The following is a 13,420-nucleotide window of genomic DNA, read 5'->3' as shown; positions in this document are numbered from 1 at the left end:
TGCGATACATCAGCGGCGGCGGCCTCTCTCGTTGGCGGCGTGGCATGGCTGGCAGATCGGCCGCAGCGCCGGTGTCTTGAACAGGCCGCCGCAGCGGTCGCAGAACAGGGTGAGCAAGATCGGCAGCACCATCACCGGCCCCCTTCGTTGTTGTCGTCTGGCGCCAGTTCTAGGCCGGGGCAGTCGCATTGCACGTAGTCGTTGCGGCCGGGGCCGTAGTAGTTGCGTGCGCGGCATCGGCCGAGGAACCGGTCGCCCTTCTCGTCGGCTTCGTGCTCGGATTCGAAGTCGCCGCAGAGCAGGCATTCACGCGCCATTGCCGGCCCCGATCAACCCGCCCGCGCACGCGGCGCATTGCCACCTGTAGCGGTCCCAGCGCAGCGATTTCACGGGCGTCTTGTCGCCGCAGCAGTCGCAGCGGGCCCGGCCGCTACGGTCGCGTTCACGGCGGGCCAGCTCGGTTGTGCAGTCGGCGCGGTGCGCGCCGTGGACGGCGAAGTAGTAGCCGCAACCGCAGCACATGCCGGCGCGGTCGAGCTCGCGCGGATACGGCGCGCGGTCTGCGTCATGATGTCGATTTCGGCCATCATCGGCCTCCTATTCCGGGCATAGTGAAACCCCTTCTGGGTGTCTGGGCGCGCTCGGTCATGCGTGTGCGCAGCCCAGACACCCAAAATGGGGGAGGTTCCTAGTCGGCGACCATGCGGATTTCTTCGGCCATCTCCCGCTGCCGACGAATCTCGTAGCTGCCGGGGCCGATGCCCATGTAGCCGTGCTCGGGGTGCCCCAGGTATGCGGTCGAGCCCTCCGGGACGGACAGCACCGCGACGCGCAGGCTTCGCGCCGAAGGCGTGGACACGTCGCAGTAGACGGGTCCGTCGGCGGCATAGACGGCATGGGTGTTGCCCCCGGACTCGCCGCGCACCACGGAAGTGCCCTGGGTTGGCACCGCGGTCTTCGCGGTTACTGGTGCTGGGCGGACGAGGACGTCGCCCTGGCGCTGCACCCCGGCGAGCACTGGGATCTCGACGTCGGCGAAGTCGGCCGCGGTGACGACTTTGACACCGGTGGCCTCGATCAGTTGTGTGGTTGTTGCCATTCTTGTTTCCTTTCCTGTTATTTCGGTGAACGGCTCGGACATCTAGGTGGCGCGGGCCAGCTGGGCGTATTCGCGTTCGGACAGGTCGAACGTCCACGCGGCCGCCGATACTGCGGTGCGGCAGTCGGTGGGCACGGTGAGTCCGAATGTGTGGCGGGAACCGTCGCGTTCGCGGGTGGCGTTGTGTGCGACCAGCACTCGTACGGGCCAGTCGAGGACCTTGCGCGGCACGTCGTACAGCCGCAGGATTTGGCCGGGATTGCCGGGGTCGTCGGCTTCGTCGATGAGCTTCAACCCCGCGGCGAGGACGAATTGGTCCCAGCCCATTTTCTCAATGGCGCAGCGCCGAACCTCTGCGTTCCGTTCGGCCATGATCCGTTCGACGTCCCAGCCGGTTTCGATGAGGTCGCGCGGTACGGATGTGCCGTGCCACGTGTAGAGGCCCCATCCGTCCGACCATGCGACGGACGGTCCGGTTTCGCAGTGCATGCGGTGCTGGCCAGCCGCGGCTTCGACGTGAAGGACGGCGGGGGTGTCGCAGACCATGACGAAGTCGCGGTTGGGCCACCAGTAGCCGGCGGACTCGGCATCTTGGTAGGCGCGCGAGCGGTCCCAGATGTCACTGTCGAGTTGGAGTTCGACGACATCGCGGAAGTAGGCGATGAACGCGGGCCACCAGCACCACTGGCGGCCGCCAAAAAGCTGGTGCCAGAAGGGTTTAATGGGCGCCGAGTCGACCGCCGAGTCGACCGCCGAGTCGACCGCCGAGTCGACCGCCGAGCCGACCGCCGAGTAGACCGCCGAGTCGACCGCCGAGCCGACCGCCGAGTCGACCGCCGAGCCGACCGCCGAGCCGACCGCCGAGCCGACCGCCGAGTAGACCGCCGAGTAGACCGCCGAGCCGACCGCCGAGCCGACCGCCGAGCCGACCGCCGAGTCGACCGCCGAGCCGACCGCCGAGTCGACCGCCGAGCCGACCGCCGAGCCGACCGCCGAGTCGACCGCCGAGCCGACCGCCGAGCCGACCGCCGAGCCGACCGCCGAGTCGACCGCCGAGTAGACCGCCGAGCCGACCGCCGAGCCGACCGCCGAGTCGACCGCCGAGTCGACCGCCGAGCGGACCGCCGAGCGGACCGCCGAGTAGACCGCCGAGTAGACCGCCGAGCCGACCGCCGAGTCGACCGCCGAGTCGACCGCCGAGCGGACCGCCGAGTAGACCGCCGAGCCGACCGCCGAGCCGACCGCCGAGTCGACCGCCGAGCCGACCGCCGAGCCGACCGCCGAGTCGACCGCCGAGCCGACCGCCGAGTAGACCGCCGAGTAGACCGCCGAGCCGACCGCCGAGCCGACCGCCGAGCCGACCGCCGAGTCGACCGCCGAGCCGACCGCCGAGCCGACCGCCGAAGGATCAGTAGGGAGTTCGAGCGTTCCCAACGCGCTCGGAAGCGCGCGGTGCAGAGCGATCGCGATCGCCGCGAACGGCGCCGCCAACGCGCCCACCATCGGCGAGGACACCCGAATCACGACGTTCGGCCATGGGAGCCCGGCGAATTCGTAACACTTGCGGGCGCCGGCTTCCCAAACAGCCCATTCTTCCTCGGTGAGTGGTTGTGTGCGCCAGCCGTGTTGGATCCACTCCTGGGCGAAACTGGCCATCCGGTCCTGTTGGGCTGGTGTGAGTTCGGTGAGACGCTGAGCCTTGTTCATGACTGAGCCGCCGATCGGATAAGTTGATCGACCTGCTCCGGCTGCCGCAGGTAGACGTCGGTGCCGGTTCCGAACAGCTGATCGTCGGCTGCGACGGCCCTGTAGAACGCGCCGGGGTTCGGGTCGCCGGCTTCGTCGAACAGGCCGGGCTGGTCCTCGTCGGTGCTGGGTGGCTGTTTGCCGGCTTCCCAGGCGGCCTGGATGGTGAGGGTGCGGGTGTAGCGCATCTCGCCGTCTTTGCGTTCGATCGGGCCGTGTTCGGCGGTGCAGCGCGCACGGACGATGTAGGTGCGGACTTCGCCGACGGCGGGGGGTTCGTCCATGGCGCACGGCGTCGAGCCGAACGCGAGGTAGGCTGCTGGGACGTCGAGCAGGTCGTCGGGGATGTCGTCGAGCGCGTTCGTCGATGGCAGGTCGTGGGGTTTGTCGGTGACGAGCATTCGTGGGTTCCTTTCGGGGCGTGGGCTTTTGAGTTGGCCGGGGCCGCGCAGGTCAGAACTCGCCGGGAACGAAGAAAGCGGGTCGTGGTTCTGCCTTGGGCGTGGGAGGTGAGCGCTTTGACGCGGCCCGAGGTCTCGGGTCACCGCTGCGCGTCTTCGCTGAACACGTCGATGATCTGCTTCGCCTGGGCGAGGGTCAGCGCCTTGTCGGCGGTCACGCGGGCGCCGGTGACGGTGTGCACGTAGTCGTACCAGCTGGCGTCGTCGTCCAGCTTCTCGGCGACCCGGATCTGGTTGAGCCGTGCGAGTTCCGATCGGCCGGCCATCTGGACGTCCGCCGCGGGATCGGTCGGCGGTTCGTCCGCCGGCGGGGCATCGTTGACCTGCGAGGTTTCCGGTTCTGGACGATTTTCTGAGGCACCCAGCGCAGGGTCGTCCACCACTTCGCCGTCGACATAGTCGGGCTCGGTGTTGATCGCATCTGGGGTGACGTCGACGCGGACACCGCCGTCGTGGGCGATGGCCTGCTGCTGCTCGGTCGATTTGGGCAGCAGCTTCATCAGGGTGCGGATCATCGTCTTGTCGGCCATCGCGTCGAAGTGATCCACCCACGGGCCCACAACTTTGCCGTTGCGGTCCTTGGCAGTGGCGTGCCGGTCGCGGTAGGCCTGCATGTCGGCGACGGAGACGGGGTCGGTGATGCGGTAGCCGCCGTCGACGGTGCGCCCGACCGCGTAGTACAGCTTGACGTCGCCGCGCGGCCCGTCGAGATAGGGGCGGTGCACCCATTTGTCCTCGGCTGCACCGTATTCGATCTCGAAGTAGTCGTTGGCGTAGACGCGGCGGGCGTGCAGCGACGCGATCCGGCCGGACCGGTAGGCCAGCTCGACGTAGCCCTGGTAGCCGATCACCAGCTGCGCGCGGAAGCCGCCCTTCCCGCCGTTCGGGCGCTCGAGGTTCTTGTCCCAGAAGGGCAACAGGTAGGCCTGCCCGAGCACGCTCACCCCGGGCCGCAGCCCGAGCTGCGCGCATGTCATCAGCGCACCGAGGACTGACTTGTGTTCACACTCAGCCAGTTTCGGGTTCGACTGCAGGCAGGTCAGGGCATCGCGGACCAGCTGGACGGCTTCGACACCGCGAGGCATGGCGAGCTGGAACTGCTGTTCCATCTGCCGGATCTTGTTCTGCAGGCTGTTTTCGGCCTGGGCGACGGTTCGGCGTTGCGCGACAGGCTTATAGTCGGTGGCGGTCATTACGTGGGTCTCCTTCTAGTCGATGTCGACGGGTTCGTTGAAGTCGCGCCGAAATGCCCACGGCGCGTAGCTGATCGGGTGGATGAGCGGCGGATACCCGGGCCAGGTACCGGTCTGCTGGCATTCGACGTATATGTCGATTGCTTCTCGCATCTGCTCAAGGCCAAGCTTGTATTCGTCGAGCCCGAATTCGTTGACCGAGATCAGATGCGGCGGTTCGAGTTCCTGGCAGACGTGCAGGAAGATCGGCGAGTCGTCGAGCCGCAGCGCGCGGGCGAGCGCGACGTACCACGCGAACTGCATGTGGTACCCGAACCGCAGCGCTGCGCGCCACCAAGACTTCGGGTTGGCGTCGGTGGTGGTCTTGTAGTCCACGATCAGCAGCCGGTCGCCAATGTCGATGACGTTGCCGTTGGTCAGCCAGTCCGCCCGGCCCCGCAGCCGAACAGCCGTCTCGGGGTCGTCGGCGTACATAGAGACCTCCGCGCGGCCTTCGGCGAACAGCGGCCCGGCGAGCTCGTGGTCACGCACAGCGGCGCGCATCTGCTCGGCGTTGGCCAGCTGGGATCCCAGCACCGGAACCAGGCCGAGTTCCTGCGCCTGGTCGCGGGCCTCGCGGGCGTCCTTCGTTCGCCAGTCCGGGGCGTCGACCACCACCAGATCAGCGCCCTTGCCGAGGATCAGCTTGTGCGCCAGGTGCCCAAGGTCATACTCGCGCTTGGGTTTCGGCGGCTGATCCTGGGCGCGCCGGAACTTGGCCGGCGAGGACAGCAGCAGCTTCGCCCCGGAGTAGGACAGGCTGGCGCGGTCGGCGTGGTAGACGGCCTCGGGGATGCCGCCGTGCACGCCCACACGCTGGGTGTCACTCATAGCGTGCGTCCTCCCGGTCGCCGCATAAACCCAACGCGCGCCGGCACTCGTATTCCGTTACCGCGCGGTCCATCTCGGACATGTCGGCCACCGCGGCGCGCCATTCGTCTTCGTCGGTCACGCCGCCCCCCGGGTGACGTCGCCGGTGATGTCGTGCACGCGGGCCCACAACGCCTGCACCGGCACGTCGAGGTCGAACCAGGCGGCGAACGTCATGATCAGCTGCGCGGCCTTCGCGGGATGCCAGCGGCACAGATCCGTCAGCTGGTCGAACAGCAGGCGGCGGTCGTCGTCGCGGATCTTCTCAGCCACACCGACGGCGATGCTGGCGACCTGGTCGAGATCCGGGTCCGGGCTGCGGTCGAGTCGGCGCCTCATGCGTCGCCCTCTCCGATGTCGAGGATTTCGCGGAGGAGTTCGTCGATGGTCTGGCCGGCGTCACGCATCGGGTGCTCCTTTGCGGGCCTTCTGTTCTTTCAACCGGTAGTGCGCTGTGCTGAACCAAAGCGCCGAGACGCCAAGCCAATTGGCGCTCAAGACGGCGTTGATGCCGCCTTCATGGGATAGCCACGCGGTCAGGTAGAGCGCCGAAACCGCCACGGCTGCAATGGCGTTGAACAGGGCTGCTTTCATGGTTCGACCTCCGTTGCCGGGGTGACGCATACGCTGCCGTCAGCTGGAACAGACAGGACGAGGGCGGCGCCGAAGATCAGGCCGAAGATGACCATCCACAGCGGCCACGGGCCGAGCCACCGGTCGCTCATGCCGCGGCGCCCGTCAGCTCGGCGCGCCACGCGGCGATGTCAGCGGCGGCCTCGTCCGGGAAGTCCTGGGCCACCAGGAACAGCGCGATGTCCAGGGTGGTGGACATGATCGTCGGGAACGCCGCGATCGGGGCCCGCTCATAGATGCTGCGGGTGTGGATCGCCTCGAGCAGGTCACGGAAGTAGTGCAGGTCGGAGTGGAAGTCGACGTCGTCGTCGGTCATCACCGGCTCGAGTTGCAACACCGGCTGGTGGCGTTGCCGCCAACGGGCGAGGATCCGCTTGGGGCCGGTTAGAATCGGGCTGCTCACGGGAAATGGGGTTCCTTTCCTGGTTGGGTTGGCCCGTCCCCGCTCTCTTCGGGGACGGGCCGCTTACTTGGCGGGCTGCGGGTAGGGGCTGGCTGGGCAGTCGAAGGTGTGGAAGCCGGGAACCGTCGAATTGCAGTTGCACGGCGGCGGCTGCCGCGCCAGCAGCAGGTTGCGGATGTCTTCGAGCTGCGCGCGGATCACGCCGAGGTGATCGGCCATCTCGTCGAGCAGGATCAGTTCAGCGTCGGGGCGCCGGCGGCGCTCCTCCCAGATCGCGTCAGCGGCCGGGTAGGCGATGTGCGCGAGGGCGTCGAAGGCGGCGGCGGCGAGCCAGCGTAATGCGTTGATCACGACACCGCTCCACTCACGAGCGCGACCGCGCGCTCACCAACGCCAGCTGCCCAGTGCCGCGCAGCCTCTTATGCAGCTCCGCGAGCCCCTTCGGCGTGATCCGCACGGTGGGCTCACCGGCGACCAATTCGCCGCGGCCTTCATGCCAGAACGGGCGCCCGACTTTCTCGGCCAGCCGGCCGCAGTCGACCTGGGCTTGATAGGCGCGCCACCGGCCGTCACGTTTGAACAGCCACCGCTCGGCGGACATGAACAGGAACAGCCGGTCACGACCGATGCTGATGCTCGGATCCCGGGACAGCACTTTCGCGGCGTCGGCCACCGCGTAGTCGCCGGTGGATTCAGCGAGCTCGTTCCACGCCGACGCGGGCGCGGCCAGCTCAACCACCTTCGCGGTCAGCGCCTCGACGCGGGCCTGGGTGATGGTCAGCGCCCGGTGAACGATCTCGTCCTCCGTCAGCACGGGGGCGCCGTAGCTGCCGGTCTTACGGATCGACGGCAGGACCTCGCTTGTCACCCAGCGACGGACGTCGCGGGCCCGGTCCTTGTTGCTCTGGAAGATGAGCGCGTACATGCCGGACTCGTTGACGACCGTGATCACCTGGACCTGGGCGGCGATACCCTCGAACAACTGCGGAGTATCTGACCTGTGCAAAAGCCGTTTGTCGTCGTCGTGGACCATCTTCATCGCGGAAGTGGTGTCCCGGAGGCTGAGCATCCGGCAGGCATCCGCGGCCACGAACCACGGCTCGCTTTCGACCAGCACAGTCCGTAGGTGCGCGCCCTCGTAGCGGAACAGCTCGACGGCGCTCATGCGTCGCCGCTTTCGGCGTGGCCGGGCCCGACTTCCCCAGCCGGGCCCGGCCGGTCCTCTCCTACGCTCTGGTTGTCCAGACCGAGCGAAGGAGAAGCATCGTGACTACCCCCACCCCCGACGAAGCCCGAGACGGAATCCGGGCCCTCACGAACCACGTTCCGGAGACGATGACGGCGACTCACAGCGTCTTGTATCTGCTTGAGTCCCTGCGTTCCGTCCGTGGTGACGAAGGTGATATATCCATCGAGAAACTCCACCAAGTTGTCAGTAAGTTCGCGGCGACGTTCTCCATCTGCGTCCAGACCTTGGAGAACCGGATCGAGCGACTCGAAGGACGTCCCGGAATCAATGACTCCACCTGGGAGGCGATCATGGTGGAGTTCGGCCTGCTGAGCGGCTAACTCCTCACGGACGATCTCCCGCACCCGAGCCTCGGTCAGCGCGGTCATGCGCTGGCCTCTATTTCCTCACGGACGATTTCGCGGATCGCCTGCTTGGTGAGCGCCTGCGTCTCGATCACCGTCAGCGCTTCATCAAGGTCCCGCTGGTAGATGCGATAACCGCGTCCTCCTGGGAGCCGTACGGCCCGGACGCGACCCTCTTTTATCCACCGCTGCACCGAGCGCACGCTGGTGCTGAGCTGATCGGCGACCTGCGCAACGGTGAGAGCCTGATTAGTTGGTTCTTCTGCATGAATATGGCGATCGGCCATGCGACGCACTGTATGGCGGATGGCCATAAGATGTCAAGAACGCCACAGGCATTGTGCCGCGTGTCGTCTATGGCGTATCTTGACGCTTATGACATCTATGGAAGCGCCGGACCCGAAAAAGCAGGGCAACGCGCTGATTGGTGAACGCGTCCACACGCTCATGTGGCGCGCTGGCCGCACGCAGAAACAGCTCGCGGCCGTCCTAAACGTCGACCAAGGCTCGGTATCGAACCGTCTACGCGGCAAGACCGTCTGGTCGGCAGTTGACCTCGCCGCGGTGGCGGCGTGGCTCGAGGTCCCGATCACGGACTTGCTGCCCGAAGTGGAGCTCGAACCGCCGGACCCTAACGACGGGGGTAAAGCCAGTGCCCCCACCAGGGCTCGAACCTGGGACCTGCGGATTAAAAGTCCGTAGCTCTACCAACTGAGCTATAGGGGCCGCGGAGTTTCAGGATACTTGGACCCAAAACCGGGCTCGTTTGAGGATTGGGCCCACGGTGACCTAAGCTGACGTGGCTCCCAACGAAACCACGTTGCGAGTACCCCGGAGAGATTCGGTTCTGGCCCCCTTCGTCTAGCGGCCTAGGACGCCGCCCTTTCAAGGCGGTAGCGCGGGTTCGAATCCCGTAGGGGGTACGCAACGCGGCGACGCGGAGCAGCAGCAAGGCCCTGTGGCGCAGTTGGTTAGCGCGCCGCCCTGTCACGGCGGAGGTCGCGGGTTCGAGTCCCGTCAGGGTCGCCAGCGCGGCGAGGCACTCGCTGCCTTCCGGCCAGGTAGCTCAGTCGGTACGAGCGTCCGCCTGAAAAGCGGAAGGTCGGCGGTTCGATCCCGCCCCTGGCCACCAAGTATCTGTGCATTTCAGCGCCCCTTTTCGCTCTGTCTACGAACTCGTCATCACCGATTCGGACTCGGCGATGGGGCCAATATGGGGCCAAAAACGAGGTGCCGTCGCTGCCAACTCTGTATCGGATCCGTCCCCCTCGACTCTCCGCTGTCTTCGAGCGGAGCCCTACGCGACATGCGCGTGGCCAGTGGCGATTGCACTAGCACCTGCGAGGCACAATTGCGTCGTGCCCGTTCGCTGGTCAGTCGTGGCTGCCGACGACTGGGCTGTCGCTGGCCTCGAGAGCCAGGGCCAGCATCCGCACGACTGGCTCAAACATCCGTCGAGAGAGCGTACCTGGCTGTTCAAACCCGCACGGCCAGAGCGCGATCGTTCCCTCGGGGAAGACACTGTGGAGAAGCTCGGAAGCGAGATGGCTCGGCTGGTCGGAGTGCCGGCGGCCACGGTCGAACTAGCCACTCGGGGCGGGGTGCGTGGCGCATTGGTTGAAGACGTGCGATTGCCAGAGTGGGAATTGCAGGCAGGGCAGGCGCTAATGCCAGAGGTGGTTATCGATTACGACCCGACTGATCCTGAAGCGCGCGGATACAATGTCGGCTCTATCAGGCAGGCACTCACACGGTTTGGATCACCGCCAGGCTCATCGATGCCTACGTCGTTTCGGGCTTTCGATGCGTTCGCAGGATATCTCCTGTTTGACGCGTTGATCGCGCATGGAGATCGCCACGACCGCAACTGGGCCGTCCTTGTGCCGCCGCCGGACGTATCCGAGCCCTCTTTCGACCACGCAGCTAGCCTCGGCTTTACGTTGAGCGACGAACTGCGCGCCGAGCACTTACGCGACGGAACAGTGATGAAATGGGCAGAACGTGGGCACGCGAGCCGATTTGAGCATCGCAAGGGCACGCGTTGGCAGACACTCGTGGACCTGGCAGGCGACGCCATCAGACTCTGTGGACCGAGCACCCGCGAGTACTGGCGTGAACGGATACTGTCGCTTGAACGGCGGACCGTTGAGGACCTATTTGCTTCTGCCCCAGGGATGACGGAGACTGCGCACCGTTTCACGGTCGAACTCGTCAAGATTAATCGAGAGAGGTTGCTCGATGTCCTCGCCTGAATTGCTGTTATCGCGGACGTCAATGGCCACGCGACGCTTCGCTGTCGCATGGCGGAACCGGCGGCGACGCTTAAATTACGCCGGTGGCCGTACTAGACCACGGTGCCAAAGGCTATCGATTCCAGTACCTAGTTGCGTCCAGCAGAGTGGTGTACGAGCCGGTGATGACCGGCGTGTCGTAGCCGGATGAATGAAGGTCATCGCGTGATTCTTCGAGGGACCGACCAAAGTCACTCGAGCAAAGGAATCAACGCGATGACCATTGCCCACGATATCGACCTGTCTGCCGTGCTGGCCGAACGACTCACCACCACGCACCCTGATGTGCTGCGCGAGTTGTTGGCCGCCTTCATTCACGCCCTGATGGGCGCCGAAGCCGACGCGGTGTGCGGTGCCGGCTACGGCCAGCGCAGCAGCGAGCGCACCAATTCCCGCAACGGGTATCGGCACCGCGAGTTTGACACCCGCGCAGGCACATTGGATCTGGCGATTCCCAAGCTAAGGCAAGGTTCGTACTTCCCGGACTGGCTGCTGGAACGGCGCAAACGCGCCGAGCGGGCCCTGACCACGGTGGTGGCTACCTGCTACCTGCTGGGCGTTTCGACGCGGCGGATGGACAAACTCGTCGAGACTCTGGGCATCACCAGCTTGTCGAAGTCCCAGGTCAGCGTGATGGCCAAAGAGCTCGACGCCGCGGTCGAGGCGTTCCGGACCCGGCCACTGGATGCAGGCCCGTACACGTTCATGGCTGCTGACGCCCTGGTGCTCAAGGTTCGCGAAGCAGGCCGGGTGGTCAACGTGCACGCGCTGATCGCCACCGGGGTCAACGCCGAGGGCTACCGCGAAATCCTGGGCATCGACGTCACCACCGCCGAGGACGGGGCCGGCTGGCTGACCTTCCTGCGGTCGCTGACCGCCCGCGGCCTATCAGGGGTCCGTCTGGTCACTTCCGACGCCCACGCCGGTCTGGTGGCCGCGATCGGCGCCACCCTGCCTGGGGCATCGTGGCAACGGTGTCGCACCCACTACGCCACCAACCTGATGGCCATCACTCCGAAATCATCGTGGCCGTGGGTACGCACACTACTGCATTCGGTCTTCGATCAACCTGACGCCGGTTCCGTTGCAGCCCAATATGACCGCATCATCGACGCACTGGCCGACAAGCTCCCCAAGGTCGCCGACCACCTCGAAGACGCCCGCGCCGACCTGCTCGCCTTCACCGCCTTCCCCAAACAAATTTGGCGGCAGATCTGGTCCAACAACCCACTATCCGTTAACCGGCTCTCCGGGGACACGGTTCGGGCTGCAGCGTGAGGTTCACGCACAAGCGCTGAGCACGGATGGATGCTGTCTGCATCTCGGTGGGGGAAGGCGGAGCGGCGATGCGGGTACTCAAGAGCGACAGCGGATATGTCCTGGAGGGCGACTGGGACGGGCAGGACGCGGTGAACGCGTTTCTCAACCATTTGGCGGGACGGGGGTTCAGCGCGGCCACGGTGCGGGCCTACGCATTCGACGTCGCCAATTTGAGCCGGTTCCTCGTCCAGCAAGCGGTCGGGCTCGCCGCGGTCGATGCGCCGTTGGTGTTCGACTGGATCGACTGGCAAGGCGTCCGCCGAACGGACCAGCCCACCGGCGGTCACCGCTCGTCGACCCCGCCGGCAGCTTCGACGGTGAACCGCCGGGTCGCGGCAGTGCGCGCGTTATTCGAGTATCTGGTGATGACCGGTGTCTGCACCGACAATCCGGTGCCGTCGCCGCGGCGGGGACAGGGGCTGCGCCAGTCGCAGCGGGGGTTGCTCGGTCATCTGGGTCCCGGGCGTGCACGCAGTGGCGGTAGGTTGGTGCGTCAGCCGCAGCGTCTTCCGGAATCGTTGTCCACCAACGATGTCGACGCGTTCCTGGCGACACTGGCAACGCACCGGGACCGGGCGATGGTGCTGGTGATGCTACTCGGAGGGCTGCGTTCGGCCGAGGCGCGTGGCCTGCTGCTCGCCGACGTCGATATGGGCCGGCGCCGGCTTCGGGTGATCGGCAAGGGCGGCAAGGAACGTCATGTCCCGGTCGATGCGGCGTTCTTCACCGAGCTCGCCGCCTACCTGCGATGGGAGCGGCCGCCGGGGTTGGCGACGCCGCAGTGCTTCGTAGTGCTGCGCGGCCGACGACCGGTGCACCGGTCAGCGAGGCCGGGCTGCGCAGCCTGTTCCGTCGGCACCGGGAGACCTCTGGCGCCACAAGAGTCCGCCGCACCGTTTACGGCATACCTACGGCACCGAATTGTCGGCGGCCGGAATCGATCTGCTGGCGTTGCGGGCGTTGATGGGGCATGTCTCGCCGGAGACCACGGCCCGCTACGTGCATTTGTCGATCGAGCAGCTCGCCGCCGAATACGGTGCTGCTCGTGCGACGTTGGCCGGAGCCCGGCAGTGACCACGGTGTTGGTCGGCCAACCCGTAGGCGCCGACGAGGTGGTGGCGGATTATCTCGACCACGTCGCCACCCTGGGTTTGAGCGGGCGGGCGGTACGCGACCGGATTCGGATCGCTCGCGACTTCACCGCACGCCACCGCGACCTGCACGCCTGGATGACGCTGCCGGCAGCCGAGCGGATCGCCGAGATACGGGACACCGGGGCGTGGCCGCTGATCTGTCACACGATCGGCACCGGCCGGTTACGGCTGGACGTCGAGCTGGCCGCGGTCAAACAGTTGACCGGGCTGGGCCGCGCAGTGGAGGACCGGGATCCGAGCGGATTCGCCGCGTTGCGGAATGCGGGAATTCGGTTGGGCTGGAGGAGTTCCTGGGTCGAGACGGTCCTCGGCGAATGTCTGGCGGTAGTGCTGGCACACCACGGCGGAATGGTCGCCGACCTGACCGGCGACGCGCTCGACGACTTCGACGCCGCGCTGTCACGTACCGTGGTGCCGCCATCGTCGCGGCGGGCATACAGGGGGCGGCTGGCCAGCCTGCGGCAGCTGTTGTTCGAGACCGCGGTCATCGACACCGCGCCGAAACGCCGGCGGTGGGCCCGTAGCCTCGAGCAGCGCTTCACCGAGGTGGAGATGCCCGACCCGATCCGTCAGACGTTGCTGCGCTACATCGGCGTGCGCGCGGCGGTGCTGCGGCCC

16 protein-coding genes, 4 tRNA genes and 3 pseudogenes are annotated in these 13,420 nt (G+C 66.5%); 8 read left to right on the top strand and 15 right to left on the bottom strand.

Annotated features, from left to right (window positions below; genetic code table 11):
• Positions 1 to 9 precede the first annotated feature (9 nt).
• From NF20_RS28630 to NF20_RS25310, 13 genes are all read right to left on the bottom strand, one after another.
• The gene (locus NF20_RS28630; RefSeq protein ID WP_023870750.1) at positions 10 to 132 is read right to left on the bottom strand and encodes a hypothetical protein; all 123 of its coding nucleotides are present in this window, start codon (positions 130 to 132) and stop codon (positions 10 to 12) included.
• The gene (locus NF20_RS25370) at positions 132 to 317 is read right to left on the bottom strand and encodes a hypothetical protein (protein ID WP_033711055.1); all 186 of its coding nucleotides are present in this window, start codon (positions 315 to 317) and stop codon (positions 132 to 134) included. The genes NF20_RS28630 and NF20_RS25370 overlap by 1 nt, the downstream gene beginning before the upstream one ends.
• A 371-nt stretch (positions 318 to 688) precedes the next feature.
• On the bottom strand, positions 689 to 1,099 hold the full coding sequence (locus tag NF20_RS25360) for a hypothetical protein (protein ID WP_003921296.1): 411 nt from the start codon (positions 1,097 to 1,099) through the stop codon (positions 689 to 691).
• A 42-nt stretch (positions 1,100 to 1,141) separates the two neighbouring features.
• Entirely contained in the window at positions 1,142 to 2,806 is a 1,665-nt protein-coding gene (locus tag NF20_RS28625) for a DUF6745 domain-containing protein (RefSeq protein WP_050594193.1), read from the bottom strand.
• A complete protein-coding gene (locus NF20_RS25345; RefSeq protein ID WP_033710552.1) occupies positions 2,803 to 3,246 on the bottom strand; it encodes a hypothetical protein in 444 nt (147 codons plus the stop codon). The genes NF20_RS28625 and NF20_RS25345 overlap by 4 nt, the downstream gene beginning before the upstream one ends.
• A 140-nt stretch (positions 3,247 to 3,386) precedes the next feature.
• Positions 3,387 to 4,499, bottom strand: a complete 1,113-nt coding sequence (recT, locus tag NF20_RS25340) for a recombination protein RecT (RefSeq protein ID WP_033710553.1) — start codon at positions 4,497 to 4,499, stop codon at positions 3,387 to 3,389.
• A gap of 15 nt (positions 4,500 to 4,514) precedes the next feature.
• On the bottom strand, positions 4,515 to 5,369 hold the full coding sequence (locus NF20_RS25335) for a PD-(D/E)XK nuclease-like domain-containing protein (protein ID WP_033710554.1): 855 nt from the start codon (positions 5,367 to 5,369) through the stop codon (positions 4,515 to 4,517).
• Complete coding sequence (locus NF20_RS28620) at positions 5,362 to 5,490, bottom strand: hypothetical protein (protein ID WP_011723797.1); 129 nt, start codon at positions 5,488 to 5,490, stop codon at positions 5,362 to 5,364. Before NF20_RS28620 ends, NF20_RS25335 begins: the two co-directional genes overlap by 8 nt.
• A complete protein-coding gene (locus NF20_RS25330) occupies positions 5,487 to 5,747 on the bottom strand; it encodes a hypothetical protein (RefSeq protein ID WP_033710555.1) in 261 nt (86 codons plus the stop codon). Before NF20_RS25330 ends, NF20_RS28620 begins: the two co-directional genes overlap by 4 nt.
• A 60-nt stretch (positions 5,748 to 5,807) precedes the next feature.
• Entirely contained in the window at positions 5,808 to 6,002 is a 195-nt protein-coding gene (locus tag NF20_RS25325; RefSeq protein ID WP_033710556.1) for a hypothetical protein, read from the bottom strand.
• A 127-nt stretch (positions 6,003 to 6,129) separates the two neighbouring features.
• On the bottom strand, positions 6,130 to 6,444 hold the full coding sequence (locus tag NF20_RS25320; RefSeq protein ID WP_033710557.1) for a hypothetical protein: 315 nt from the start codon (positions 6,442 to 6,444) through the stop codon (positions 6,130 to 6,132).
• A gap of 63 nt (positions 6,445 to 6,507) precedes the next feature.
• Positions 6,508 to 6,795: a hypothetical protein gene (locus NF20_RS25315; RefSeq protein ID WP_003921311.1), complete on the bottom strand. Its 288-nt coding sequence runs from the start codon at positions 6,793 to 6,795 to the stop codon at positions 6,508 to 6,510.
• A gap of 13 nt (positions 6,796 to 6,808) precedes the next feature.
• A complete protein-coding gene (locus tag NF20_RS25310; RefSeq protein WP_033710558.1) occupies positions 6,809 to 7,609 on the bottom strand; it encodes a phage antirepressor in 801 nt (266 codons plus the stop codon).
• A 101-nt stretch (positions 7,610 to 7,710) separates the two neighbouring features.
• Between NF20_RS25310 and NF20_RS25305 the strand changes: the two genes are divergently transcribed.
• A complete protein-coding gene (locus tag NF20_RS25305) occupies positions 7,711 to 8,013 on the top strand; it encodes a hypothetical protein (protein ID WP_104158194.1) in 303 nt (100 codons plus the stop codon).
• A gap of 44 nt (positions 8,014 to 8,057) precedes the next feature.
• On the opposite strand, the gene NF20_RS25300 is transcribed toward NF20_RS25305, so the two are convergent.
• Positions 8,058 to 8,324, bottom strand: coding sequence for an excisionase family DNA-binding protein (locus NF20_RS25300; RefSeq protein ID WP_011723805.1), 267 nt, complete (start codon positions 8,322 to 8,324; stop codon positions 8,058 to 8,060).
• Positions 8,325 to 8,690: 366 nt separating this feature from the next.
• Positions 8,691 to 8,763 (bottom strand) — tRNA-Lys (locus tag NF20_RS25295).
• Positions 8,764 to 8,887: 124 nt separating this feature from the next.
• Here NF20_RS25295 and NF20_RS25290 point away from each other — a divergent pair.
• The 7 genes and pseudogenes from NF20_RS25290 to NF20_RS28830 form a co-directional block, all read left to right on the top strand.
• Positions 8,888 to 8,960, top strand: a tRNA-Glu gene (locus NF20_RS25290).
• Between the two features lie 29 nt (positions 8,961 to 8,989).
• A tRNA-Asp gene (locus NF20_RS25285) sits at positions 8,990 to 9,066 on the top strand.
• A 26-nt stretch (positions 9,067 to 9,092) separates the two neighbouring features.
• Positions 9,093 to 9,169, top strand: a tRNA-Phe gene (locus NF20_RS25280).
• A gap of 247 nt (positions 9,170 to 9,416) precedes the next feature.
• The gene (locus NF20_RS26985; protein WP_224113137.1) at positions 9,417 to 10,289 is read left to right on the top strand and encodes a hypothetical protein; all 873 of its coding nucleotides are present in this window, start codon (positions 9,417 to 9,419) and stop codon (positions 10,287 to 10,289) included.
• Between the two features lie 255 nt (positions 10,290 to 10,544).
• Positions 10,545 to 11,558: pseudogene (locus NF20_RS25275) on the top strand (IS256 family transposase); the annotation flags it as partial.
• Positions 11,559 to 11,674: 116 nt separating this feature from the next.
• Positions 11,675 to 12,722 (top strand): annotated as a pseudogene (locus NF20_RS28835) (tyrosine-type recombinase/integrase).
• Positions 12,719 to 13,420: pseudogene (locus NF20_RS28830) on the top strand (integrase); the annotation flags it as partial. The pseudogenes NF20_RS28835 and NF20_RS28830, both read left to right, overlap by 4 nt.

This window comes from Mycobacterium sp. MAC_080597_8934 (assembly GCF_000523975.1).
GTDB classification, from domain to species: Bacteria; Actinomycetota; Actinomycetes; order Mycobacteriales; family Mycobacteriaceae; genus Mycobacterium; species Mycobacterium avium.
The sequence above is the reverse complement of the archived record's forward strand: the minus strand, read 5'-3'. Positions and strand labels throughout refer to the sequence as shown.